Source organism: Candidatus Electronema sp. JC, from assembly GCF_048287365.2.
In the GTDB taxonomy this organism is placed as follows: Bacteria; Desulfobacterota; Desulfobulbia; order Desulfobulbales; family Desulfobulbaceae; genus Electronema.
This window is the reverse complement of the sequence record NZ_JBLWEM020000057.1, coordinates 43115-67740: the sequence shown is the minus strand read 5'-3', so window position 1 is coordinate 67740 and position 24626 is coordinate 43115. Positions and strand designations below refer to the sequence as shown.

Annotated in this window: 21 protein-coding genes and 1 pseudogene; 14 read left to right on the top strand and 8 right to left on the bottom strand. The window is 60.1% G+C overall.

The window, feature by feature from the left end; genetic code table 11:
• The 8 genes and pseudogenes from ACNKH3_RS09410 to ACNKH3_RS09375 all read left to right on the top strand — a co-directional run bounded on the left by ACNKH3_RS09410 (nucleotide 1) and on the right by ACNKH3_RS09375 (nucleotide 7986).
• Nucleotides 1-1584 (top strand): tetratricopeptide repeat protein, encoded by a 1584-nt coding sequence (locus ACNKH3_RS09410; RefSeq protein WP_417916892.1) that lies wholly within the window; start codon nucleotides 1-3, stop codon nucleotides 1582-1584.
• A gap of 210 nt (nucleotides 1585-1794) precedes the next feature.
• On the top strand, nucleotides 1795-2868 hold the full coding sequence (locus ACNKH3_RS09405; RefSeq protein ID WP_417916893.1) for a hypothetical protein: 1074 nt from the start codon (nucleotides 1795-1797) through the stop codon (nucleotides 2866-2868).
• Between the two features lie 70 nt (nucleotides 2869-2938).
• Nucleotides 2939-3520, top strand: a pseudogene (locus ACNKH3_RS09400) (IMP cyclohydrolase); the annotation flags it as partial.
• Nucleotides 3521-3559: 39 nt separating this feature from the next.
• Nucleotides 3560-4135, top strand: coding sequence for a phosphoribosylglycinamide formyltransferase (locus tag ACNKH3_RS09395; protein ID WP_417916894.1), 576 nt, complete (start codon nucleotides 3560-3562; stop codon nucleotides 4133-4135).
• 18 nt (nucleotides 4136-4153) lie between these two features.
• Nucleotides 4154-5575: a sensor histidine kinase gene (locus ACNKH3_RS09390; protein ID WP_420209034.1), complete on the top strand. Its 1422-nt coding sequence runs from the start codon at nucleotides 4154-4156 to the stop codon at nucleotides 5573-5575.
• A complete protein-coding gene (locus ACNKH3_RS09385) occupies nucleotides 5572-6681 on the top strand; it encodes a glycosyltransferase (RefSeq protein WP_420209033.1) in 1110 nt (369 codons plus the stop codon). The genes ACNKH3_RS09390 and ACNKH3_RS09385 overlap by 4 nt, the downstream gene beginning before the upstream one ends.
• A 2-nt stretch (nucleotides 6682-6683) precedes the next feature.
• Entirely contained in the window at nucleotides 6684-6998 is a 315-nt protein-coding gene (locus ACNKH3_RS09380) for a cupin domain-containing protein (RefSeq protein ID WP_420209032.1), read from the top strand.
• A 151-nt stretch (nucleotides 6999-7149) separates the two neighbouring features.
• Nucleotides 7150-7986, top strand: coding sequence for a purine-nucleoside phosphorylase (locus ACNKH3_RS09375; protein WP_420209031.1), 837 nt, complete (start codon nucleotides 7150-7152; stop codon nucleotides 7984-7986).
• Here the strand turns inward: ACNKH3_RS09375 and ACNKH3_RS09370 are convergent.
• Together ACNKH3_RS09370 and ACNKH3_RS09365 are read right to left on the bottom strand one after the other, a co-directional pair.
• Complete coding sequence (locus tag ACNKH3_RS09370; RefSeq protein ID WP_420209030.1) at nucleotides 7973-12112, bottom strand: DEAD/DEAH box helicase; 4140 nt, start codon at nucleotides 12110-12112, stop codon at nucleotides 7973-7975. The genes ACNKH3_RS09375 and ACNKH3_RS09370 overlap by 14 nt on opposite strands.
• Nucleotides 12113-12243: 131 nt before the next feature.
• On the bottom strand, nucleotides 12244-14148 hold the full coding sequence (locus ACNKH3_RS09365; protein ID WP_420209029.1) for a SurA N-terminal domain-containing protein: 1905 nt from the start codon (nucleotides 14146-14148) through the stop codon (nucleotides 12244-12246).
• 277 nt (nucleotides 14149-14425) lie between these two features.
• Between ACNKH3_RS09365 and ACNKH3_RS09360 the strand changes: the two genes are divergently transcribed.
• The 6 genes from ACNKH3_RS09360 (at nucleotide 14426) to cobJ (ending at nucleotide 19038) form a co-directional block, all read left to right on the top strand.
• Nucleotides 14426-14746, top strand: coding sequence for a TusE/DsrC/DsvC family sulfur relay protein (locus ACNKH3_RS09360; protein ID WP_420209055.1), 321 nt, complete (start codon nucleotides 14426-14428; stop codon nucleotides 14744-14746).
• Nucleotides 14747-14983: 237 nt separating this feature from the next.
• On the top strand, nucleotides 14984-15742 hold the full coding sequence (cobI, locus tag ACNKH3_RS09355; RefSeq protein ID WP_417917018.1) for a precorrin-2 C(20)-methyltransferase: 759 nt from the start codon (nucleotides 14984-14986) through the stop codon (nucleotides 15740-15742).
• Nucleotides 15739-16509, top strand: coding sequence for a precorrin-4 C(11)-methyltransferase (cobM, locus tag ACNKH3_RS09350; protein WP_417917017.1), 771 nt, complete (start codon nucleotides 15739-15741; stop codon nucleotides 16507-16509). The genes cobI and cobM overlap by 4 nt, the downstream gene beginning before the upstream one ends.
• Nucleotides 16506-17276: a class I SAM-dependent methyltransferase gene (locus ACNKH3_RS09345; protein ID WP_417917016.1), complete on the top strand. Its 771-nt coding sequence runs from the start codon at nucleotides 16506-16508 to the stop codon at nucleotides 17274-17276. The genes cobM and ACNKH3_RS09345 overlap by 4 nt, the downstream gene beginning before the upstream one ends.
• The gene (locus ACNKH3_RS09340; RefSeq protein WP_417917015.1) at nucleotides 17273-18271 is read left to right on the top strand and encodes a cobalt-precorrin 5A hydrolase; all 999 of its coding nucleotides are present in this window, start codon (nucleotides 17273-17275) and stop codon (nucleotides 18269-18271) included. The genes ACNKH3_RS09345 and ACNKH3_RS09340 overlap by 4 nt, the downstream gene beginning before the upstream one ends.
• Nucleotides 18268-19038 carry a precorrin-3B C(17)-methyltransferase gene (gene cobJ / locus ACNKH3_RS09335; RefSeq protein WP_417917014.1) on the top strand — a complete coding sequence of 257 codons (771 nt, stop codon included), beginning with the start codon at nucleotides 18268-18270 and terminating at the stop codon, nucleotides 19036-19038. Before ACNKH3_RS09340 ends, cobJ begins: the two co-directional genes overlap by 4 nt.
• 9 nt (nucleotides 19039-19047) lie before the next feature.
• Here the strand turns inward: cobJ and ACNKH3_RS09330 are convergent, their stop codons facing one another.
• From ACNKH3_RS09330 to ppsA, 6 genes are all read right to left on the bottom strand, one after another.
• A complete protein-coding gene (locus ACNKH3_RS09330) occupies nucleotides 19048-19413 on the bottom strand; it encodes a hypothetical protein (protein ID WP_417917013.1) in 366 nt (121 codons plus the stop codon).
• Nucleotides 19410-20402 (bottom strand): hypothetical protein, encoded by a 993-nt coding sequence (locus ACNKH3_RS09325; RefSeq protein ID WP_420209028.1) that lies wholly within the window; start codon nucleotides 20400-20402, stop codon nucleotides 19410-19412. Before ACNKH3_RS09325 ends, ACNKH3_RS09330 begins: the two co-directional genes overlap by 4 nt.
• A gap of 185 nt (nucleotides 20403-20587) precedes the next feature.
• The gene (locus ACNKH3_RS09320; RefSeq protein WP_420209027.1) at nucleotides 20588-20899 is read right to left on the bottom strand and encodes a hypothetical protein; all 312 of its coding nucleotides are present in this window, start codon (nucleotides 20897-20899) and stop codon (nucleotides 20588-20590) included.
• A gap of 3 nt (nucleotides 20900-20902) precedes the next feature.
• Nucleotides 20903-21124 carry a DUF29 family protein gene (locus tag ACNKH3_RS09315; RefSeq protein WP_420209026.1) on the bottom strand — a complete coding sequence of 74 codons (222 nt, stop codon included), beginning with the start codon at nucleotides 21122-21124 and terminating at the stop codon, nucleotides 20903-20905.
• Between the two features lie 39 nt (nucleotides 21125-21163).
• Entirely contained in the window at nucleotides 21164-21742 is a 579-nt protein-coding gene (locus ACNKH3_RS09310) for a hypothetical protein (protein ID WP_420209025.1), read from the bottom strand.
• Between the two features lie 172 nt (nucleotides 21743-21914).
• A complete protein-coding gene (ppsA, locus tag ACNKH3_RS09305) occupies nucleotides 21915-24359 on the bottom strand; it encodes a phosphoenolpyruvate synthase (RefSeq protein ID WP_420209024.1) in 2445 nt (814 codons plus the stop codon).
• Nucleotides 24360-24626 lie beyond the last annotated feature (267 nt).

Here is a 24626-nt window from a genome sequence, read left to right as displayed (position 1 = left end):
ATGGGGCACACCTGCAACAACCAATTCGACAGCAGCGGCGAGGGCGAGCAGAACGTCGCTCAAGGCGACCACGCCATTGGCAAGCAGGTGAACGTCACGCAGACGGTGAGCGGCGACGGCAACATCGTCTCCGGCACGGGCAATGTGACGGTGAACGGCATCCCTCCTGCGCTCTTTGCGGAGTACGCAGGCAAGCTCGCGGTCACGGACTCCGCCCTTGCCAGCTTCTTCAAGATACTGGAGGAGCAGCAGGTTCCTCTGCATGACTTGGACAGCAAGCTGCGCGAGATAGCCGGGCAGTACAAGGAGCTGCTCCGCAACTGGGAGGCGGTGCAGTCCGCAGACCCGCAGGTGGCGCGGCTGAAGGACGAAGCGCGGCAGGCGATTGAGGCGGGCGACTACGCCAAGGCCGAGAAGCTGCTGGACGACGTTGCTAACCAGCACAGCCTTGCTGCTGCCAAGGCCCATGCCGACAACGCCCGCCTCCAGCGCATCCAGTTGCGCTACGCCAAGGCCGCCGCGTACTGGCAGAAGGCTGCGGCCCTGCTGCCGGAGGACGAGAAGAAGGACAGGGCAGAGTATTTGGGCGAGGCAGGCTATGACCTGCACCGCATTGCCAAGTACAAGGAAGCACTGCCCCTATTTGAACAGAGCTTAGTCATCAGCCAAGATATCGGCGACAGGGCGGACGAAGGCGTGACGCTGAACAACATCAGCCAGATTTACCATGCGCGGGGCGACTACGGCACGGCCCTGAAGTATCTGGAGCAGAGCTTAGTCATCCGCCAAGAGATCGGCAACAGGGCGGGCGAAGGCACGACGCTGAGTAACATCGGTGCGCTTCACCATGCCAAGGGCGACTACGGCACGGCCCTGAAGTATCTGGAGCAGAGCTTAGTCATCCGCCAAGAGATCGGCGACAGAGCGGGCGAAGGTGTGACGCTGAATAACATCAGCCTGATTTACTCTGCTAAGGGCGACTACGGCACGGCCCTGAAATATCTGGAGCAGAGCTTAGTCATCCGCCGGGAAGTCGGCAACCGGGCAATGGAAGGCACGACGCTGAGTAACATCGGTGCACTTCACCATGCCAAGGGCGACTACGGCATGGCCCTGAAGCATCTGGAGCAGAGCTTAGTCATCAGCCAAGAGATCGGCGACAGGGCGGGCGAAGGCACGACGCTGAACAACATCAGCCTGATTTACGATGCGCGGGGCGATATTGGCACGGCCCTGAAGTATCTGGAGCAGAGCTTAGTCATCCGTCAAGAGATCGGCGACAGGGCGGGGGAAGATTGCACACTGAATAACATCGGTGGCATTTACAGTGCACAAGGCGATAAAGCCAAAGCCTTGCAGCATTATGAGCAGAGCCTATCTATACAACGAGAGATTGGCAATAGGTATGGTGAGGTGATGACAAGCTGGAATATCGGCCTCACCTACGCAGAGCAGGGCGATCTTGCCAAGGCGGAGCAATACATCAGTCGCACGGTGCAGCTTGCCGAGGAGATTGGTCATCCTTCACGGGAGAAATACCGCGAGGCATTGGAAGATGTTCGCGCCGAGCTGCGGAGCAAGTAGTCACCCTGCTGACTCCCTCCGTACCAGCATGGTGATACCCGCCGAGTCACCATGCTGATTCGCCAAGTACCAGCATGCTGACTCCCGCCGTGTCACCATGCTGCTGCTTCAGCGCACTGTCTGCTTGATAAAAAACGCGCAGATAGGTAAACTCATGCGGGCGGCATCCCCTGCCGCTGTCACCCGCCCTCATTTCCACGGAGAACTGCCATGTCCATCCAGTACAAAGTTGAGGAGAATCAGCTGACCACGCCCGCTTCCTACAGCGTCCGCTTTGTGCCGCGCGGCTCGGCGGGCCGCGAGGAGATCGCGGCGGACATCGCCCTGCGCCATCCCAACTTCAGCAAGGCCGACATCCTGACCATCCTCAATGCCGAGGACGAGGCATTCATGGCCCGGCTGCTTGACGGCGAGCAGGTGACGAAAGAGGGCTGCTGCACCTGGTTCCCCTCCTTCGCGGGCCGGTTGGACAACCCGGATGACCCGCTGCCGCCGCTGAAGGACTGCCTGCACCTCAATGTCCGCGTTTCGGCTCCCTTTGTTGAGGACTTCTGCCAGAAGGCGCAGACCGAGCGGCTGGCCGCGACCGAGAAGGCCCCGGTGATCACGGCGGCGGAAGACACAGTGCTCGGCCTGCGCGACGTGCTGCGCTCGGACGGAATGCTCCGCATCAGCGGCAGCAATCTCGCCTTTGACCGCAGCGACCCGGCCTCGCGTTGCTTGATCGAAGGCACCCGCAGCGGCAGCGCGGTGCAAAGCCGGATCGGCACGGCCAGCAACAGCGAGATCATCCTCATGCCGGACGTGCCTGCCCAAGCCGCGCCGCACAACAATGAATACCGGCTGTCTGTCACCACCCGCTACACCGAGCACGGCTCGCCGCGCACCGGCATCTGCAAACACCTGCTGCGCAGCCCGCTCACCTTGACCAAGATGGGCCATCCCAATCCGCCGGAAGTCGGCATTCTCAGCGGCAAGGAAGCCAGCCCGCTGGTCAGCGTCACCGGCGGCAGCGTGAGCGCGGACGAAACCCTGCGCATTCAGGCGGTCATTGATGTACGGCAGGACGCGCTCCTCTTCAGCCTGCTGGACATGCAGGAAGGCGGCCAGACCGGCGCGGTCGTGACCGTCACCGCCAACGGCAGCTTCACTGTGCAGGGCTTCAGCGGCTCGGCAGTCAGCAGCCTTGCTGTCCGGGTCAATGACTATGCCGCCCTGAAAGTGCTGATCCGCAACAGCTACAGCAGCCGCCTGGTGGATGTGCTCAAGGTGGAGACGGCCTGACCCTATGCATTGCGCCGCGCCTGCATCTGACAACCTGACTATACACAATACGCAACAGGAGACACGCACCATGAACAAAGCAGCACGCGCCCTGATCAGCCTGACCGACAAATCCGGCATCGAGAGCTTTGCCAAAGAGCTGGCTGGGCTGGGCATTGAGATACTGTCCACCGGAGGCACGGCCAAGAAGCTGCGTGACAGCGGCCTGCCGGTCAAGGATGTGTCGGAATTCACCGGCTTCCCGGAGATGCTGGACGGCCGGGTGAAGACTCTGCACCCGCTGGTGCACGGCGGCATCCTCAATCAGCGCGGCAACGCCGAGCATCAGCGGCAGTGTGCAGCGCACGGCATCCAGCCGATTGACATCATCGCGGTGAATCTCTACGCCTTCGAGAAGACCGTGGCCGATCCCAGCTGCCCGCTGGATGAGGCAATTGAGAACATCGACATCGGCGGGCCGACCATGCTCCGGGCGGCAGCCAAGAACTTCCATGATGTGACCGTGATCGTTGATCCGGCAGACTACCCGCAGGTGCTGGCCGAGCTGCGTGAGCATGGTAACACCACGCTCAAGACTCGCTTCCGGCTGGCGGTCAAGGTCTTCCAGCTCACCTCGGCCTACGACACCGCCATTGCCGCGTGGCTGACCAAGGTGGACGCGGACAGCAACCCCTATTTCGAGGGCCGATAAATGCAGAAGATAGCCGTGCTGCTCTCCGGCTCCGGCAGGACGCTGGACAACTTCCATCAGCGGATTCAGGCGGGCACGCTGCGGGCGGAGATTCAGGCAGTGATCTCCAACGCGGCCAATGCCTTGGGCTTGGAGAAGGCGCGCCGCTACGGCTATCCGGCCTTTCATGCGGTCGGCAGCGCGGCCACCAACGCCATCCTTGCCGACTACGAGCTTGACTTGATCATCTTGGCCGGTTATCTCAAGCTCTATCAGCCGCCGGAGCAGCTCAAACGGCGGGTGCTGAACATTCATCCCTCGCTGATCCCGGCCTTCTGCGGGCCGGGCTTTTACGGCCATCATGTGCATGAGGCGGTCTTGAAGCGGGGCTGCGCAGTCAGCGGCTGCACCGTCCATTTCGCTGATGAGATCTACGACAACGGCCCGATCGTGCTGCAACGCTGCGTGGACATTGCCGACTGCCGCACCGCAGACGAGATCGCCGACCGGGTCTTCGCGCTGGAATGCGACGTTTACCCGGCAGCGATCAACTTGGTGGACGAGCGCGGGGCTGATTCCTTCTGGAACAAACACTGAGAGCGGCACGGCATTGCCATGAGCGACTGTCCTGATTTGCAGAAGATGCGGCAGCGGGTGCGGGATAAATCCGCCAGCTACGAGCAGTACAACTTCACCTGCTATTTTGACGACTTCCTCAAGGCCTTCTTTGATCTGACCCAGGAGTACGACTCGCTGCATGACTTCTACCGCATCTGCGTGAGCGTGCCGCTGGAGATGCTCGGCCTGTCCAGCGCGCTGTATCTCTATGACGACAAGGATCAGGCGCTGTATTTAGTCTGCGATTCCGAGCAGGGCGTGCTGCAGAAGAAGGTGACCGCGCCGGAGAGCGTCATCCTCTGCGGCGAGCCGTACCGGAGCGGCGAAAGCTATGTGCTGCCGGTCTGGAGCAAGGCGCAGCGGGAGCCGGACGCGCCGCCGGAAGAAGAGGTGGAGCATCCGCCGCAATGCGCCCTGCACGGCAGCCTGCACGGCAAGAACCGGGTGCTGGGCATGTACAGCGTCTCGCCGTGCAGCAAGCTCTCCAAGAACGACCGCTTCTTCTTCAGCAAATACACCAACCGAATGGGCTACAGCCTGCACAACCGGCTGACAGCCCTGCAGAACATCCAGCACCTCAAGTTCATCAACACCTTGGTGCAGGACATTGACCACAACATCATCACCCCGAACATGTTCTTCCGCCTGCTCTTCAAGAAGCTGCGGAAGAACATCCTGGAGCTGGAAGGACTGCGCGAGGAGCTGCTGAAGGCGGCGGCATCCGGCAGGCCGGAGGACACGGCGGCCTGCGCGGCCCGCTGCGCCGCCCTTCAGGACAGCCTGCTCCTGCATCACGGCGAATTGGTCAAGCATCACCAGAACATCACCCTCTTTGTCGAGAGCCTGTTCCGGCGCGAGCATTTCGCCGCAGGCCGGATGATCCTGCATCCCAAACGCTGCTTTGTCGAGAAGGAGATCATCCTGCCCCAGCTGGACCACTACGCCAGCCGCTTCCGCTCGGCTGGCATCACGGTGGAGCGGCCCGGCAACATGCTGGAGGAGGAGTTCCAGCTCTATGTGGACATCGGCCTGCTCTCGCAGGTCTACGCCAACCTCTTCTCCAACGCGGCCAAGTACGCCCGCGAGATCATCACCTGCCACGGCAGGCCGCGCAAAGCCGTGGCCTATGGCCGAGAGGTGATCGACAACTTCCCGGAATGCGGCGAGAAGGGCGTGAAGTTCAACGTCTTCAGCACCGGCCCGCATCTGGGCGGCGAGGAGGCGCGGCATATCTTTCAGGAGGGCGTGCGCGGCAAGGACGTGGAGGGCATCCATGGCACCGGCCACGGCTTGGCCTTTGTCCAGCATGTGGTCGAGCTGCACGGCGGCATAGTCGGCTACGAGCGGACTCCTGAGGGCAACAACTTCTACTTCATCCTGCCGATCATCCAGGGCACGCAGGCGGGGTGCGGAGCGTGAGCAGTGCGCCGCTGATCGTCCACACCGACTGGTCCCGCTCCTGGGGCGGCCAGGAGATCCGCACTCTGACCGAGCTGCGGGAGATGCGCAGGCTCGGCTTCCGCACGGCCCTGATCGTCCGCGAAGGCGCGGAGCTGGCCAGCCGCTGCGGCGCAGAGGGCTTTGCCGTGCATCACATCGACTTCTCCTCCAAGTTCAACCTGCGCGCCTGGCTGGACCTGCTCCGCCTGCTCCGGCAGCTGCGGCCTGCGGTGGTCAACACCCATTCCTCGGAAGACTCGTGGATGGCGGGCGCGGCGGCCCGGCTCTGCGGCGTGCCGCTGGTCGCCCGCACCCGGCATGTGCTGGAGCCGGTCTCCTCCTCCTTCAGCTACCGCGCCTTTCCGCATGTCATCTTCGCGTGCAGCGAGGCCATCGCCAAGCAGCTGGCCGGGCAGGGCGTGCCGCGCCGGAAGATCGTGACGCAGTCCACCGGCATTGACGAGGAACGCTTCCGCTTCTCCGCCCGCGACCGCGAGGAGGTGCGGCGCAGCTGCGGCATCGCTGACACAGACGTGCTGGTCGGCAACGTCGCCTTTCTCCGCCACTACAAGGGCCATGAGTTCATCGCCCGGACTGCGGCGGCCCTGCCGGAGCAGTTCAAGTTCATGATCGTCGGCGGCGGCAATGGCCGCGCCCTGCTGGAAGAGGCCATCACCAAGGCCGGAGCGCAGGAGCGCTTCATCCTCACCGGCCACCGCGAGGACCCGGAACGCTACTTCTCAGCCATGGATCTCATCTTCTTCTCCTCCTACGAGACCGAGGGCATCTCCCAGTCCTTCATCCAGGGCCTGCTCTACGGCCTGCCGCTGCTCGCCTGCCGCACCCCCTCCATCCTTGAGCCGCTGGAGTTCGTCCGCAGACACCGCCTGGTGGACTACGGCGACGTGGCCGCCGCCCGGCAGGGACTGCTGGAGCTGGCTGAGAACTTGGAGCGTGACGAGGAGGCGGTGCGGCTCCAGCGGCGGGACATCGCGGCCAAGTACGGCCTGAAGCGGATGGTGGAGAACATCGTTCAAGTGTACGCCGCGCATGGAGTGCGCAACAACACCATCCAAGGAGGATGATCATGCAGGAGACGAACGTCATGCGGCTGGCCGAGCTGGCCGCGTATCAGGACGGCGCAGTGGTGAGCAAGACCCTGCTCAGCAAACTGACCGGCACAGTCACGCTCTTCGCCTTTGACAAAGGGCAGGGCCTGAGCGAGCACACGGCCCCATTTGACGCGATGGCGCAGATACTGGACGGTGAAGCGGAGATCACCGTTGCAGGCACGCCGTTTCAGGTGCGGCAGGGCGAGATGCTCATCATGCCTGCGCACCAGCCGCACGCGCTGCGGGCGGTCACGCCCTTCAAGATGCTGCTGACCATGATCAGATCGTAAACTAAACACCTCATGCTTTCCTGCGCAAATACAGCTGCCCTTCGGCTCCGCTCAGGGCGCTTGCACGAACAAGCGCCCTGACCGGAGCCGAAGGGCGCGCAGTTCCTGAACCTGTCAAAGGATGGCTCCTGAGCTTGTCGAAGGATGAATAATGTCTGTTGACATCCAACGCCATAAGCGGCAGGCCGAAGAGGCCGCCGCTTTTCTCCGCGTCCAGATGCCGCTTCAGCCGGAAGTGCTGATTCAGCTCGGCACTGGCTTGGGCGGGCTTGCGGCGGCGATGACCGGAAGCGTCAGTATTCCGTATGCGGCGATTCCTCATTTTCCCCGTGCCACCGTCATCAGCCACGCAGGCAATTTGATCTGCGGCAGGCTGGCCGGAAAGCCAGCCGCAATTCTGCAAGGCCGTTTGCATTATTACGAAGGCTATTCGGCCCGCGAGGTCGGTTTTCCGATCCGCGTGCTCTCGCTGCTGGGCGTGAGGACAGCGGTCATCACCAACGCGGCGGGCGGTCTCAACCCGGCGTGGCAGGCAGGCGCGGTCATGATCTGCCGCGATCACCTCAACCTGCTGCCGGACAATCCCCTGCGCGGCCCGAACGTGGATGAGTGGGGGCCGCGTTTTCCAGACCTCTCGCAACCTTACAGCGCGGAGCTGCGCGGCCTTGCCGAACATGCAGCCCGGCGGCTCGGTTTCAGCGAGGTCTGCTCCGGCACCTATGCCTGCATCCCCGGCCCCAGTTTGGAAACTCCGGCGGAAACCCGGATGCTGCGCCTGCTTGGCGCGGACGCGGTGGGCATGTCCTCAGTGCCGGAGGTGCTCACCGCCCTGCACGGCGGCCTGCGCGTCCTTGGCCTGTCCGTGATCGCCAATGTCAACAATCCCGACAACCTCGCCCCCATCCTGATCGAAGACATTGTCGCGGCGGCGCAGCGGGCCGAACCCCGGCTGCAAGCCCTGATCGCGGAGATTGTCAGCTCCCTTTGATCAGATCCAGCAGCTCCTCCGCGCTCATGCGGGCACCTGCGTCCGTGCCCTCCAGCAGCGAGCTGGCCAAATTGCGCTTCTCGTGGTGCAGGCGGACGATTTTTTCCTCAATCGTGTTGGCTGTGACTAAGCGGTACACGGTCACGGGCCGTTTCTGGCCAATGCGGTGGGCGCGGTCGGCGGCCTGATCCTCCACCGCCGGATTCCACCACGGATCCATGTGGATGACGTAGTCTGCCGCCGTGAGATTGAGGCCGAGGCCGCCCGCCTTGAGGCTGATCAGGAAAAGGTCGCCCTCGCCCGCTTGGAATTCGTCCACCTGCCGGATGCGGTCCTTGGGCGGCGTGGTGCCGTCAAGGTATTTGTAGCTGATGCCCTTGCCGTCCAAGTACTCGCGGATCAGGGCGAGATGGCCGGTGAACTGACTGAAGACCAGTGCCTTGTGCCGCGATTCGAGCAGCTCGTCGATCACCTCGCCAAAGACCTCCAGCTTGCTTGACGGAATCTTGCTCTGCTCGTCAATCAGCTTGGAATTGCAGCAGGCCCGGCGCAGCCGCATGATCTCGGCGAGAATTTGCAGATGCCGCCCGGACTTGGCCTCGCTGCCCTCGATATTCTCCAAAGCCTGCTGGCGGATGGCCTCGTAGAAAGCCATTTCCGACTTCTTCATCTCCACCCGCAGGGTGATTTCGGTGCGCGGCGGCAGCTCGTCCAAGACCTGCGACTTGATCCGGCGGAGCATGAAAGGCCGGATCAGCTTCTTCAGTTGGCGCCGAGCGGCGCGGTCGCCGTGCTTCTCAATCGGAATGCCGAAGCGGGTGTTGAACTGCTTGTAGGTGCCGAGCAGGCCGGGGTTGATGAAATTGAAAAGGTTCCACAGCTCGCCGAGATGATTTTCTATCGGCGTGCCCGTGGTGATCAGGCGGAACTTGGCCTTCAGGCGCATTGCGGCCTTGGAACGCTTAGTGGCTGCGTTCTTGATCGACTGCGCCTCGTCTAAAACCACGGTCTGCCAGGCCACAGTTTCCAGCAGCTCCACTTCCTGCTGGAGCAGGGTGAAACTGGTGATGAGAATATCGCGTTTGCCAAGGTCTTTGACCACCTGTTTGCGCTCGTCAGGATTGGCCAAGCTGCGCACAGTCAGGGTCGGGGCGAAGCGGGCCGCCTCCTGCTCCCAGTTCATGCAGACCGAAGTCGGCGCGATGACCAAGGTCGGGCCGTCCTCCGCCCGATCGAGAATCACTGCCAGCGACTGAAGCGTCTTGCCGAGGCCCATGTCGTCCGCCAAGCAGCCGCCCACGCCGAGATGCGCCAGCCGCGACATCCAGACAAAGCCTTCGACTTGGTAATCGCGCAAATCGGCCTGCAAGGTGGACGGCACTTCCGGGACGAAATCTTGAACAAACTCAATCCGGGCGAGCTGCTTCTTCCAGCCCTCGTCGGCCTGCGTGTTGGCCTGCCGGGTGAGATCGTCCAAAGCCAAGGCGGCGAGCGGATGGATGCGGATTTCCTCCTCGCCGCTCTCGCTTTTGCCGCCCGCCTCGCTGAAGCGGAGCAGCTCTTCCAAGCGGCTGCGGAACTCCTGCGTCAGGGCAAGGAACTGGCCCTTGCCAAGCGGGATGAAGCGGCTGCGGGCCTCACGCACTTTGTCGAGCAAGGTTTTCAGGTCGATGATTTCGTCCTGATCCACCTGCACATGGCCGGACAAGGCGAACCAGTCCTGCTGGCCGGTGCGGATGTTGAGGTTGAGCTGGCTGATGCCCGCCTGCCGCCGCACTGCCAGCTTCTCGCCCTCCGGCCATTCAAGCACTGCCCGGTCGCGGATTTCCTCCAGCTCCAGCAGGGCTTGCAGGCATTCCTCCGGGTCGAGCAGATGCCACTCGCGGTCGTTCTCCTGCGCCAAGTCGGTGGCGAGGTCGAGAATCGGGCAACTCTCCTCAATCTCGCGGGCCTTCTCCTCTTCCAAAAGCAGGTTGCGGCGGGTCTGCATCCGCCGTCCGCCGACCTCGGCCATCAGATTGGCCACGCCCATGCCCGGCTTGAGATAAGGCCCTTTGCGCGAGAAGGGCTGGACAAACATCTCCAGCCGGAATCCGGTGCCGTAGGGAATGATGTGGATATGAATGGTCGGATCCGCCTCGACAATCTTCACGTCCTTTTCCGCGCCGCCCACGTCAATCGAGGAGTGCACGGTCATGAAGGAGGCCATGTTGCCGATGACGCTCGGCATCTGCCCGCCCGCCGCCACGGGGTAGCGTTTGCCGCTCGCGCCGATAATCCCGGCCACCCGCCGGTGATCGTCGTTGATCTCCATCACCCGGAAGCGGGTCGGCGTCTCCTGCCAGACCGTCACCTTGCCCTCGCCGATCTCTTGGAGGAAGTGAACGAAGAGGAAGCCGTCCTGCTCCTCGATCATCAGCTCCGGCTCGCCGGCCACGATCTCCACCGGCACGTTGCCGGAACTCTCCAAAAAGACATGCGGGTGGCTGACCAGCGCGGGCAGGGCTTTGTCCATGTCGAAGTCGCAGCCGCCGTTGCGGGCGTTGGGATCGCCGACCTGCCGCAGGGCGGCGCAGATTTTCGTGTCCTGCTCGGTGAGGAAATCAAAGTCGTTGGGCGAATAAAGCAGGCGGTTGAGGCCAATGCCCTTGCCCTTGCTCCACTTGCTGCCCGGCTTTTTCTTCTGCTCCTTGGCCGCCAAGGTCAGCTTGCCGTCGGCGAATTCCACCGTCCACGCAAGGCGGCTGGTCTTCTCCGCCTGTCTGGCTCGGCCTGTGACGCTGATCAGCTCCTCAAGGCTCTGCTTCCACGAGTCCTCGCCCGGCGTGATCAGGCGGGCGACGCTGCGGCAGCTGATCTCCTTAGCCAGCTTCTCGGCGGTTTTGATCATGTCTTTGCGGCTGGGATCGGCGGCGGACAGCAGCTGGGCCGCCTCCATCGCCAGCCAGAGGAAGCCGTTGGCCTTGGCCCGGCGGCAGAGGGATTCCAGTCCGGCCTGGAGCTTGTCCGGCAGCTGCACATTCAGCCAGCGCAGCACCAGCCCGGCGGTGAGGATGCTCAGGCTGCGCTCCTCTTTCTCAAAGCCTTCGCTGAGAATGCGCAGATCGGGCATGCCGCCTTCCGCCGCCGCCACGTAGAGGTCGAGGAAGCGGAAAGGCAGCTCCTCAGGCCCGCCTTGGCAGCGGCTGATGACCACCGCCGCTGAACGCCGGATCAGCTCGCGGTCGCCGGGCGCGCTGCGGGCGAGCAGGGCCATGATGCAGAAGATGCCGCTGATGTTGAAAAAAAACGCGCCTTCAGGGCCTGCGTATTTGTTGAGCAGGGCCAAATCTTCCTCGAAGAGCTGAATCGCCTCGTCAGTGCGGCCCTGAAGAAAGGCCGCGCTGCCTGCGAAACCGGAGCCTTGGAAGGATTCGGCCTGCGCGGCCAGCAGGCTGTCCAGCTTGCCGGTGCAGCCGCGCAGCAGATAATGCCCGGCCAGCAGCCGCCGGAACGGCACCCGCTCATCCTCGGACAGAAGCATCGCCTCCTCCTGCTCCAAGTAGGCGGTCACTGCCGGATAATCCTCGGCCTGCTCTCCGGCGTGGCGGAAAATTTCGTTGAGCAGGTAAAACTGGAGGAAGCCGGGCAGGCGTTTGAACCAGTCCGCGTCAAAAGTCTCGGCCACCACCTGCACCGCAGGCGGCGGACCGGCCTCCTCTTTGCACTGCCCCTTGAGAAAGGCGGCGGCCTCCTCCATCTTGTCGATGTCGCAGCTGTGCAGGCCGATGCGGAACTGGCGCAGAGCGCGGCGGCAGCGGGTCGACCATTTGCCGTACAGATAGGAAACCGGGGCCTTCAGCTCGATCAGCTCAGCCAAGGCCGCGAAGCGGCCTTCGGCGGCGGCCTGCCGGGTGAGCTGCTCGGCCAGCAGCGGCGCGCACTGGTTGAACTCGTTGAGCAGGCCCAGCTCGCGCAGTCTGCCGATCATGCCTTCCAGCTCCTCGCCGCCGAGCCGCCGGAGGCCGGGAATGTCGGCTCCAGCCAGGCAGGAGGCGAGGAAGGCCGGAGACACCGGCTCATAGATCACGGAAATGAAGGTGAGCAGGAACTGCTCCAAGGGCGGCAGGGAGCCGACAAGACTCATCTGTCTGCTGTTCTGATCTGAGAGGGGCATTTTTCTTCCGAACAGGCTGTGCTGCGCAGGCAGCATTGAAAAAGAGAACAGGCGGGAGGGCATCGCCTCCCCGCCTGTCAGACCGTCGCGCCGCTGCTGAACTACTGCAGGGCTTCGTCGTCGCGGCTCCGCAGGGCAGCGCCGCTGATCCGTATTTTGGCCTTGCTTTGCAGGCTGGCCAGCCAGGCGGTCAGCAAGTCATGCTTGGCTGAGGCGGACAGTCGCTGCCGGGTCATTTCGTCCGCCGCGCCCTCGCCGGGCTGCCGCTCGCGCACCTCATAGACAAACCATGCCTCTCCGGCCTGCACCGGCGCGGCAGGCAGCTTCTCCTTCCACGCCAGTTTGAAGGCATCGCTCTGCACCTGATCCGGCGGCGCGTTCTCCCCGCCTGGAGCCATGCGTTTGAGCAGCCCGGTGACGGTCACTGTCCCGCCCTCCGGCGTTTGCAGCTCCTGCTTCTCCCGGCTGGCCGCGAGCAAATCCGTTGCCGCCTTGGCGGCCAGCTCCGCCGCTTTTTCTTTTTTCCAGTCCGCCAGAGCTTTGTCCTTCATTGTCTCCAGCTTGGGCAGCTCCGGCTCCTGCACGTCGTCGGCGAAGAGAACGGCATAGCCCTCGCGCAGCTCGATGATCGAGGACAGCTCGCCTTTTTTCAAACCAAAGGCGGCATCAAGAAATTTGGGATCGGCAGGGATGTCCTGCGGACGCTCGCTGCGGGAGAAAGACTCCGCAACCTGCACCTTGCCCGCCTCCTGCTCGCTGTACTTGTCCAAGCTGCCCGCCTTCATCACTGCCTCGTAGGCCGCCGCCGCCCGCTTGAAGCTCAGAGCCTTGGCCTGCTGCCGTTTGAGACCGGCGGCGATGTTGTCCTTGACCTGCTCAAAGCCGCGCACGTTTTCCGGGCGGATTTCCTCCAGCTTGATCAGGTGGAAGCCGAACTCGGTCTCCACCGGCCCGCTGACTTCGCCCGCCTGCATGGAGAAGACCGCCTGATCAAAGGCGGGCACCATCCGTCCGGCGGCGAAAAAGCCCAGATCGCCGCCCTGCTCCTTGTTGCTCTCGTCGTCAGAATATTCCTTGGCCAGCGCAGAAAAATCAGCCTCTGCCGCCTTGGCTTTGGCCAGCGCTTCCTCGGCCTTTTTCCGCTGCGCCGCCTTGACCTCGTCCGCAGCCCCCTCCTCCACCCGGAAAAGGATGTGGCGGGCATGGCGCTGCTCCGGCTGGCGGTAGCTCTCCTTGTCCTGCTCGTATTTGGCCTTCAGCTCCTCTTCGGGAATCTGCACCTCTTTCTCGTCGTCGCTTTGATTGAAGAGCAGATATTTCAGCCGCACTTTCGGCTCGGAGCGGTATTTTTCCTTGTTCTTCTCAAACCAAGCGGCCAATTCCTGCTCATCTTCGGCGACTTTTGATTCAAAATCAGCCGGAGCAAATTTCACGTAAGCCAGCTTGATCTGCTCGTCCGTCCATGCCTGCCAGCGGGCGGCGGCGTTGTCGGAAATCACAGCGAAACTGCCGACCAGCTCCTGCACCCGGTCGGCACTGAGGTCGGATTGCAGCCCTTTCTCAAAGGAGCCGGGAGTCATCCGGTTCTGCTTGAGAATGTCCTTGTAGCGTTGCAGGCTGAATTTGCCGTTTTCCTGAAAGACTTCCATCTCCGCGATCCGCTCCCGCACCGGCAGCTCGCTGATTTTGATGCCCGCCTCCTCGCCGCCTTGACGAAGCAGCTCGGCCTGAATCAGCCGGTGCAGCACCTGCTCGCGGATGCCGAGCTGATCAGCGAAGCCAGGAGGCATTTTGCCGCCGAACTGCTGCTGGAGGCCGTCCACCGCCTGACTGTAAGCGCGGCTGAAGTCCGTGTCAGGTATTTCTGTGCCGTTGACCGTGGCGACAGAGCTGCGGCTGCCGCCCAGATTGGTGCCGACACCCCAGAAAATAAAGACCACCGCGATGACCACGACCACGGCTTGAATCAGGGTTGACTGAGCCTTCTTGCGTAGAAAATCCAACATCTTGCTTCACTCTCCAATAATTTCTTGGTCCGAAAGGAGCTGCGCCTTTCCTGCCTCATCCGCACAAGATAGCAGGTTGTCAGGAAAAATGCCAATCATTGTGCATCCGCTGTCCGCCGCCGCCGTCCTCAGGCCGCCGGAAGAGACAGAAAAAAAGCGAAGAACGCTTGACAAAGCGGTGACCATAGAGTATGTCTTTGCATTGACATCCGCAACAGACCGCAACGGTGAATACGCCTTTATTCATTTCAATCTATCTATTGAAGGGAGAACTACTATGGCAACTATTGAACATCAAGGAAAATCTTACGAAGTTGACGAAGACGGCTTCCTGCTGAACGGCTCTGAGTCCTGGGACCAGAACTGGGTCGAGTACGTCAAGGGCGTGGAAGGCATCAACGACATCACCGAAGAGCACCAGAAGGTGATCGACGCGCTGCAGGAGTACTACAAGAAGAACGGCATCGCTCCGATGGTCCGCATCCTCTCCAAGACCACCGGCTTCCCGCTGAAGCGGATTTACGAGCTGTTCCCGTCCGGCCCCGGCAAAGGAGCCTGCAAGATGGCCGGTCTGCCGAAACCGACCGGCTGCGTCTGATCTGATCAGCCACGCACGTTCAGCGAATACGAAAGGCTGCCTTACGGGCAGCCTTTTTATTTCAGATTTTTCAAAAGCTGCAACAGATCAACTAGCTGATAATAAAAAAAGCTGTATATCGAAAAAATTGAAAACAATACTGCAACAGGAGAAAAAGGTTCGTCCTTGTCTTTGCCTGCTGCAATCTTGGAGCAAGATCAGCGTGACAGAATTTATCAGGAGGTCTGCAACAAAAGCATGAACATCAGCAACGCTCAGGGCCGCCTTTACTTGGTCGGCATCGGCCCCGGCGACCCGGAATTGATCACCTGCAAGGCCGTGCGGATACTGACACAGACCAGCGTCTGGGCTGCGCCCAAGGCGCGGGAGAACAGCAGCAGTGCCTTGCAGATCGCGGCAGCGATGGTCAGCGCCGCAGACAAGACGGTGCTGGAGCTGTGCTTCTCAATGAAGAAAATCCGCCTTGGCTGCGAGCCGGATCAGGAAGCGGCGCAGAGCTGGCGGCAGGCGGCGGAGACCGTTCTTGCCCAGCTTGATCAGGGTCACGACGTGGCATTTCCCACGCTTGGCGACCCCGGCCTTTATTCCACCGGCTTTTACCTGCTCCACACCCTGCGCGAGCTGCGGCCCGATCTGCCTGTGACAGTGGTGCCGGGCATCACGGCTATGTCCGCCTGCTCGGCGCAGGTGGTCAGCCCGCTTGGTCTGGGCGACGACGTGCTGACCGTGGTGCCTGCGGCCTTTGACGATGCGCGGCTGCGCGACATCCTCATGCAGTCGGACGCAGTGGTGCTGATGAAAATCTTCCGCCAGCTCCCGCGCCTCCTCCCATTGCTCGACGAGCTGGGCCTGACCGACAAAGCGGTGATCGTCGAGCGTGGCAGCATGGATGAGCAGCGCATTCACTATGACATCCGCGCTGCGGCGGGCCGCGAGCTGCACTATTTCTCCACCATGCTGGTGCGGAAAAAACAACTGATCAGCAGAGCATCATGACTTATCCTGTGATTTTCCTTGGAGCCGGGCCAGGCGACCCGGAACTGCTCACCCTCAAAGGCCGCCGTCTGCTGGACGAGGCGGACGTGATTGTCTATGCCGGCAGCTTGGTCAATCCGGCCTTGCTGGCAGGTGTGCAGGCGGAAATTCATGATTCCGCCGGCATGACGCTGGATGAGGTGCTGATCGTGCTGATTGCGGCGCAGCAGGCTGGGAAAAAGGCGGTGCGTCTGCACACCGGCGATCCGGCCTTGTACGGGGCCATCCGCGAGCAAATGCAGCGGCTTGACCGCGAAGGCATTGCTTATGAGGTGGTGCCAGGAGTCAGCTCGGCCTTTGCCGCTGCTGCCGCGCTCAAGGTGGAGCTGACTGTGCCGGAGATTACGCAGACGGTGATTTTCACCCGCATCGGCGGGCGCACAGCCGTGCCGGAAGCGGAGTCGCTGCGCAGCTTGGCCGCAATTCGGGCCTCAATGTGCATTTTTCTCTCCGCAGGCATGATGGAGCAGGTGGCCGCCGAGCTGATTGCGGGCGGCTGTCCGCCGGAAACACCGGCGGCAGTTGTGGAGAAGGCTTCGTGGCCGGAACAGCGCATAGTCCGTGGCACCTTGGCGGATATTGCCGGGAAGGCGCAGGCGGCGGGCATCCGCAAAACGGCGATGATAGTGGTCGGGCAGGCGTTGTCGGATGAGAAGACTGCGGCATCAAGGCTGTATGATGCGGGGTTTAGTCATGGGTGCAGAGCGGAATACAGGAGGGAAAAATGAGTCAGTTTCGCAAAAAACTGCGGCAGGAGTTCAATTTAATTGCGCTGTCCCACCCTAAAAAAGTGCAATGCAATCTTTGTGGCTGGTCTGGCAGGCGTTTTGTCAGCGATGCTTGGCATAAACATATCAAATGTCCTGCCTGTGGCTCAAACACCAGGCACAGGCTGTTTTTCTGCATTTTGCAGCATTCAGAATATTTTCCTTTTATTCGGCTGATTAAAGATAAAAACGTGCTGCATTTTGCGCCAGAACGAATAGTTACGTCGCAGGTGAAAAATTTTGCCCGGCACTATTTCACTGCGGATTTCAACCGGACAGACTGCGATCTGAAAATTGACATGTCCAACATGCCGGAAGTAGCAGCTGCCAGCATGGACACCGTCATCGCCTTCGATGTTTTAGAGCATATTGTTGATTACAAGCAAGCTCTTGCCGAAATATGGCGCATCCTTGCTCCGGGAGGATTTGCCATTTTCACCGTGCCTCAGAAAGATCATCTTCTGAAGACGTATGAAAATTCAGCCATCACCAGCCCTGAGGAGCGGACAAAGCATTTTGGACAATGGGATCATGTCAGGATGTTCGGTGCCGATTTTCCGCAGCTTGTTGCGGAAAAATGTTTTCAAGTCACAGCAGTGGACGAAAAGATTTTTCCGGAAGCACTGCGTAAAAAACACGTTCTCTTTCCGCCTGAGCTGTCTCAGCATCCTTTGGCGACAAATTTCAGAAAGGTCTTTTTCTGCCAGAAGCAAATCGACATGCCGTGAGCTTGCCGCCAAAGCGAACCGCCGTCATCGCTCTGACCAAGGGAGGCAGCCTGCTGGCTGAACGCCTTGCCGCCTTGCTGCCCGGCAGCGAGCAAATACGCAGCCGGGGCAAAGTGCAGGAGACGCTCGCCCGCGCCTGGCAGGACTATGACAGCCTGATCTGCATCATGGCGGCAGGGATCGTGGTGCGCTGCATCGCCCCGCTGCTCCGCGATAAAACGACTGACCCGGCGGTGGTGGTCTGCGACGAACGGGGGCAGTTCGCCATTTCTCTGCTCTCCGGCCATCTTGGCGGCGGCAACGCGCTGGCCCGGCAGCTTGCCGCGCTGCTCGGCGGGCAGGCGGTGATCACCACGGCATCCGATGTGCTGGGCCGCACCGCCTTGGATATCTGGGCGCGTGATCTTGGCCTTGCCGCTGCCGACAAACACCGCCTGACGCAGGTCATGGCCAAATTGGTGAACAGCGGCTCCGTGACCTTGTGCAGCGACTATCCGCTGCCGGAGCTGCCGCCGGACATAATTTTAACCGACAAGCCGGAGCAGGCTGACCTGCGCGTCACCTGCCGCACCGCGCATTGGCCGCGCCAAGCCCTGCTGCATCCTAAGACGCTGGCAGCTGGAATCGGCTGCAACCGCAACACTCCGGCAGCGGAAATTGCCGAGGGGTTGCGGCTGACTTGCGCCGAGAACGGCCTGGCGTGGCAGTCAGTGGCGCGGCTGGCCTCCATTGACCTGAAGCAGGACGAGCCGGGTCTGCTCGCTTTTGCGGAACAAGCTGGCCTGCCGCTTGATTTTTACACCGCCGGACAGCTCAACAGCGTGGCAGGCAGCTCCTCCTCAGCAGCGGTGTTTCAGACGACCGGAGCCAAGGCTGTGGCCGAGCCTGCGGCAGTTCTCAGCTCCGGCGGCGGGCCGCTGCTGGCTCGGAAGAAGAAATATACCAATGTCACTGTGGCGATTGCGGAAATCGCCCAATTTGCATTCCCTTCATGATGACAGACAAATCCCGAAACGGCAGCTTGATCGTGGTCGGCATCGGCCCTGGCGCGGCAGACCTGATCACCCCCCGCGCCAGCTTAGCCATTGAGCAGGCCGAGGTGGTGGCAGGCTACCGCACCTATCTTGAGCTGATCGCGCACCTTGTCCGCCCAGAGCAGAACGTGCTCTCCTCGGCGATGATGCAGGAGATTGACCGCTGCCGCCGCGCTCTGGCCCTAGCTGAGGAGGGGAAGCGGGTCGCCCTGATCTGCGGCGGCGATCCGGGCATTTACGCGATGGCCGGGCTGGTCTATGAGCTGGCGCGGGAAACTGGCAGCACCTGCCGGATCGAGATCATCCCCGGCATCGCCGCCCTCAACGCCTGCGCCGCCGTGCTCGGCGCGCCGCTGATGCACGACTTCGCCGCAGTCAGCCTCTCCGACCTGATGACTCCGTGGCCGCTGATTGAGAAACGCCTGCACGCCGCCGCCGCCGCCGATTTTGTCACGGTGATCTACAATCCTAAATCCGGCAGACGCTCCAGCCAGATCGTCCGGGCGCAGGAGATCATGCTCGAACACCGCGCACCGGAGACCCCGGCAGGCATAGTCACCGGCGCGGGCCGCCCTCACGAGAGCGTCCGCCTGACCACCTTGGCCAAGATGCTGGACGAGGAGATCGGGATGCAGAGCACGGTGATCATTGGCAACAGCGCGACCTTCGCCTTTCAGGGCAAGATGGTCACGCCGCGAGGCTACGCGGAGAAATACGGCCTGCGGTGAGAACGCGGCTCAGGCGAAAGCCAGCGTCAGCGATCTGGCCAGCCGGACTGCGTCGGCAAGCAGATCCACCGCCTCAGCCGCTGTTTTCAGCCGCTTTGATTTGCCCGCCACCTCCTGCGCCGCAGCCCGGAGCTGCCGGGCGTTTTCCTCAAACTGCGGCCCGGTCTGCTTGAGGCTTTTCCGCAGCGCGCCGGTGTAGGCAAGGCTGCACGCAATGCAGTCAGACAGCACCTTGCAGACCTGCTCTTGATTCTGACACCGCCGCAGGGCATCACGCTTGGCGGCTCTGGCCGCCTCATCCGCCACCCGCAGGGCCGCCAGCGCTTCCGCGTTGGTCAGCCTGCCGTCAGGGCGGATTTCTTCTCTGCTGTTCATCGTGAAAATTCCTCCTTGGCCGGGGCCGACGGTCTGGCAGCGCGCTGCTGTTCCTCTGCGATTTGAAGCAGGCGGTCGAGATCAAGACTGCCGTCCTGCTCCAGCTTCTTGTGCTCGCGGATCAGCTCGTCCACCGCATTGACACTGGCCTCGTATCCTTCTTTGATCAAGTTGATTTTGCGGCGCAGCCGGGAAGCGACCACCGCCCCCAGCCCGCTGCTGAATTTTTTATCCTTCTGAGCCAAAGTGTCCGCCTCCACCGAGGCGCGCAGGCCGAGATCAGCACCCAGCTCGTCGAGCAGCGGGCTGGGATCAAAAGCGCCCGCCTCCCAGAGCAGCATGACCCCTTCTCCTTTAATGCCGGCAAGATGCTCCTGAAATCCCAGCAGCTGCTCCTGCACCGCCGGATTGCGCAGCATTTTGGCAAAGGCGGTCAGACGCGACCGAAGCAGCCCGCTGGCCTCTTTGAGCCGCTTCTTTTTCATTTCCGCCGTTGCCAGCCAGCCGAGCGCGCCTAAATTCCGCTGCGTCGAGCCGGAAAAAATCGGTCTGCCGCCGGTGGCTTCGGCGTATTTGCTCACCGCGTCGCTCAACTTCTCAATAGCCTCCGCTGTTTCGACAGCGGCCTGATTGTCCGCCAAGTCGAAGAAAACTTGGTAGGCTGCGGCCAGTTCAGCGAAGACTTTCCGCCGCGCCCGCAGCTCATTGTGAATCTGCACATAGTCCTCAGTCAGCTGGGCGCGCTGCTCCGCCAAAGCGGGCGGGGCCTCCATTCCGCCGTAATCGTAGTGAAAAATTAAGGTGTCCACGTCCAGGGCCTGCTGACAGGCGGCATCGGAGAGCAGAACTGTGGCGGCAATGGCCTCCGCAGCCTGCTGGCCCGCCTCGCCCAGCGATTTGGCGGCATCAGTCCGCAAGGAGGAGCAGCCGCCAAGACAGACGGCGGCAAGCAGGAAAGCGGTCAATGGGCGGCAGATTGTTTTCAGCATGATATCCAAAAGTTGCAGAATAAATTCATGAATTGTGATCGTGGATTCAAATTGTAAGTGCAACTTTTGTTGGGTTGAAAAAAGAGTGAATTGTGATGGTATTCATAGCTCAATTTGCACGACCAAGCAAGAGGAGCACGGATAAAAAATTACATACAACTCACTGAAGCAGAGCGTAACCAGATTTACGCTTTGAAGCAAGCAGGATTTAAACCATCCGCCACAGCCTTGGCACCTGTCAGCCATCTATATGGAATTAAGACGCAATCGTGATCTTTTTGGATATCGTCTCCGACAGGCGCAGCAGATGGCTGACAAGTACCCAGCCAAAACAGCTTTTCTTTCTTCTTCAGGCCAGCAATCTTGGCAGCAATTTCATCAATCAGGTAACGTTGCAGCGCGGCATCAACTGCTGACTGGAGATCGTCGTTGAATGAAGGTAGAAGTTCAGCATAGCTGCTGTTGATAGTGATTGATTTCGCAAGGTTTGCTTCCATATCTTAGCTTTTTCCAGCTAACAGATTAAATTCTATGCGACTATTTGGCCAGACAATTTTTATCATCCGTGCGCGATCAACACTTCCAGTCTGCTTTGCAGCTCCCCGTTTTTCCCGCGCGCCCATGCTCTCAAGTTCATCCGCCAAATGTTCAAAATCAAGCTCATCAGCGCATCGTTCACGAAGGAACCGGGCCTTGCGCATGGCCCAAACGTCACTGTCCATTTCGTAAAGGGCGGCGTGTTAATATGGAATTCTGGATAATTACAGTAGATTAGGCCGCGCCTGCAAGTTTAATTTTGACAGAGATATAAATATCTCTATTATTTTTAACAGCACTCCAATTTCAAACATATCGATAAAAAACAGAAGCGTCAAAGGGGTAACGCTATATAACTTGATATTGCCGATAATCATAGAGATAAACGATACTAAAATGAAAAATATGAATATTGATATGTGATGAAACCATAGTTTATGGTGGGGAGTTTTTCCATCGTTCTGCGTGGTTAATAGCCAGCTCTCCCAAGATAACGCTTTCTCTTTTTCTAAAAATCTACTATTGATTTTATTTTCTATCAACGCAATGAATCTTCCAGCCCTAAACATTCTTCCAGTTTCACCAATATAACTTAAAACTATAAGGTATGACACAGCTGGAAGAAGAGCCATAAAAATAATTTCTGGTAAAAATCTTTTCTCCCAAACATTGAATCCTGCCGATAAAATTATCCCTATCGTTGCGGTGCCAAAAGTAAGTATAGATTGCTGCATCTTCATAGAAGACAAACTTGCTTCTCGAAGAGTTTTGTATTCTTCCATTGCTACTGTTATCCAATCCATTTTTCGTTTTAATTTAGATAAAAATAGGAATTACCACCCTTATAGGGTGGAAGGCATTCTCCTATTCAAGGCAAGGCGGCAGAAGAGCTGCCCGCAGCTGTCTGCGCTAGAAAAAAGGGCGGAACCTGCAATAGCGGCCCGCCCTTTCTCATCCCTTCGCTACAACCACCCCTTACTTCGGCGCAATCCCCAGCTCCTTCTCCTTCTCATGCACAGCCATCCGGGTCTTGATGGCAGTGTCCGGGATCAGCGACATGGAGTCAATGCCCAGCTCGACAAGGAAGGTGGCGAAGTCCGGGAAGTCTGACGGCCCTTGGCCGCAGATACCGATCTTGCGCCCGCGCCGTTTGGCAGTCTTGATCACCATGCGGATCATCTCCTTCACCGCCTCATGCCGCTCGTCAGCAATGCCAGTAAGAATACCAGAATCACGGTCAAGGCCATACGTCAGCTGAGTCAGGTCATTAGAGCCGATGGAGAAGCCGTCGAAGATGTCAGCAAAGGCATCAGCGCAGATGACATTGCTCGGAATTTCGCACATCACGTACAGTTCAAGGCCGTTTTCTCCCTGCACCAAGCCGCACTCGCGCATCACCTGAATGACCTTCTTGCCTTCCTCCGGCGTGCGGCAGAAGGGCACCATCAGCTTGATATTGGTCAGGCCCATGTCATTGCGCGCCTTGAGCAGACCTTGGCACTCCAGCTCAAAGGCCGGGCGGTACTTCGGATCGTAGTAGCGGGACGCGCCGCGCCAGCCGATCATCGGGTTCTCTTCGTTCGGCTCATAGAGATGCCCGCCGACCAAGTTGGCGTACTCGTTGCTCTTGAAGTCGGAGAGGCGGACGATCACGTCTTTAGGATAGAAGCCAGCCGCGATGCGGCCCACGCCCTCAGCCACCTTGTCGATGAAGAACTGCCGCTTATCAGTATAAGCACCAGTCTTGGCATCAATCTGGCGGACAATTTCCTGCTTCTCCGGGTCGCTGGACTTCTTCAGCTCCTCGTAGTTGTACAACGCCAAGGGATGCAGGCCGATGTGCGAGTTGATGATGAACTCCTCGCGGGCCAAGCCAACGCCGTCATTGGGAATCTGGCACTCGGTGAAGGCTTTCTCCGGGATAGCCAAGTTCATCATGATCTTGGTCTTGGTTGCGGGCAGGCTGCCAAGATCGGTCTTCTGCACTTCAAACTTGAGCAGGCCTTCATAGACATTGCCGGTCTCGCCTTCAGCGCAAGAGGCGGTGATTGCCTGGCCGGTCTTGATCCGCTCGGAGCCGTCGCCAGTGCCGATGACGCAGGGAATGCCCAGCTCGCGGGAGATAATCGCGGCATGACAAGTACGACCGCCCCGGTTGGTGATGATCGCCGAAGCAATCTTCATGATCGGCTCCCAGTCAGGATCGGTCATGTCCGTGACCAGCACTTCACCTTTGCGGAAGGTGCCGATGTCTTTGGCATCCGCAATGCAATGGGCAATGCCCTGACCAATCTTGCTGCCGACAGCCAAGCCCTTGGCAATGACGTTGCCTTTCTCCAGCAGCTTGTAGGTCTCCATCACGCCTTTGTTGGCCTGCGAATGCACGGTCTCAGGGCGCGCCTGAACGATGAAGAGCTTGCCAGTGCCGACCTTCACACCGTCGCCGTCCTTGGCCCACTCAATGTCCATGCCCTTCTTGTAATGATCCTCGATGATGCAGGCCCAGCTGGCGAGCTGAAGGATTTCATCATCGTTAATGACATACGCATTGCGCTCGGCTGGGGTGGTGTCAATGTTGCGCACCGGCTCTGGCGTAGAAGGGTCGTTGTCGTAGATCATCTTGATCGCTTTCGACCCGACTTTCTTCCCGACGATAGGCCGCTTGCCCTGCTTCAGGGTCGGCTTGAAGACATAATACTCGTCCGGGTTGACTGCGCCCTGCACGACGTTCTCGCCAAGACCCCACGCGCCGGTGATGAAGACCGCGTCCTTGAAGCCGGACTCAGTGTCAATCGAGAACAGCACACCGGAGCAAGCGGAGTCAGAGCGCACCATCTTCTGCACGGTGATGGAGAGATAGACATCAAACTGACCGAAGCCCTGATGCTGCCGATAGGAAATCGCCCGGTTGGTGAAGAGCGAGGCGAAGCACTTGCGGCAGTTCTGAATGATGTTCTCGTAGCCGTGGATGTTCAGATACGTCTCCTGCTGACCCGCGAACGAGGCATCAGGCAGGTCTTCCGCCGTGGCGGAGGAGCGCACGGCCACATCCACGTTCGGGCCGTATTCTTCCTCCATCTTCTTGTAGGCGGCGATGATCTCGTCGCGCAGCAGGGGCGGGAAGGGAGCGTTGCGGATGATGTCGCGGCACTTGGCCCCGCGCTCGGCCAAGTTGGCCATGTCCTCGGTGTCCAAGTCGGAGAGCACCTGGCGGATTTCCGCCTCAATGCCCGCCTCTTTCAGCAGGTAGCGGTAGGCGTAAGCGGTGATGGCGAAACCATGCGGGACAGCCACGCCCTTGCCGGTAAGATGCTGATACATCTCGCCAAGCGAGGCGTTTTTGCCGCCGACCAGCGGCACGTCCTCAATGCCGATTTCATCAAACCAAAGGATCAATTTCTCGTCATGCGCCTGTCCCATATTCTCAGTCTCCCTGAAGCCGCGATTTGCAAGTAGAATTCGTTCGTCCGGCGAGCTGCCGGACGGTTTTTACTCCTCAGTAAGGACTATGCTAAAAAATTGCCCGGCTGTCAACCTTAACCCGTGCAGGCGCCGCTGTTTTGGGGTACTCTTGCCACAGAAGGCGGACTGCGCAACGCGAGCGTGCAGCGGATCAAACTGCGCTCGCACTTCAGGTAAAAGTACTGCCGTAGTTGAGGTAAAAGTACTACCGTAGTTCAGGTAAAA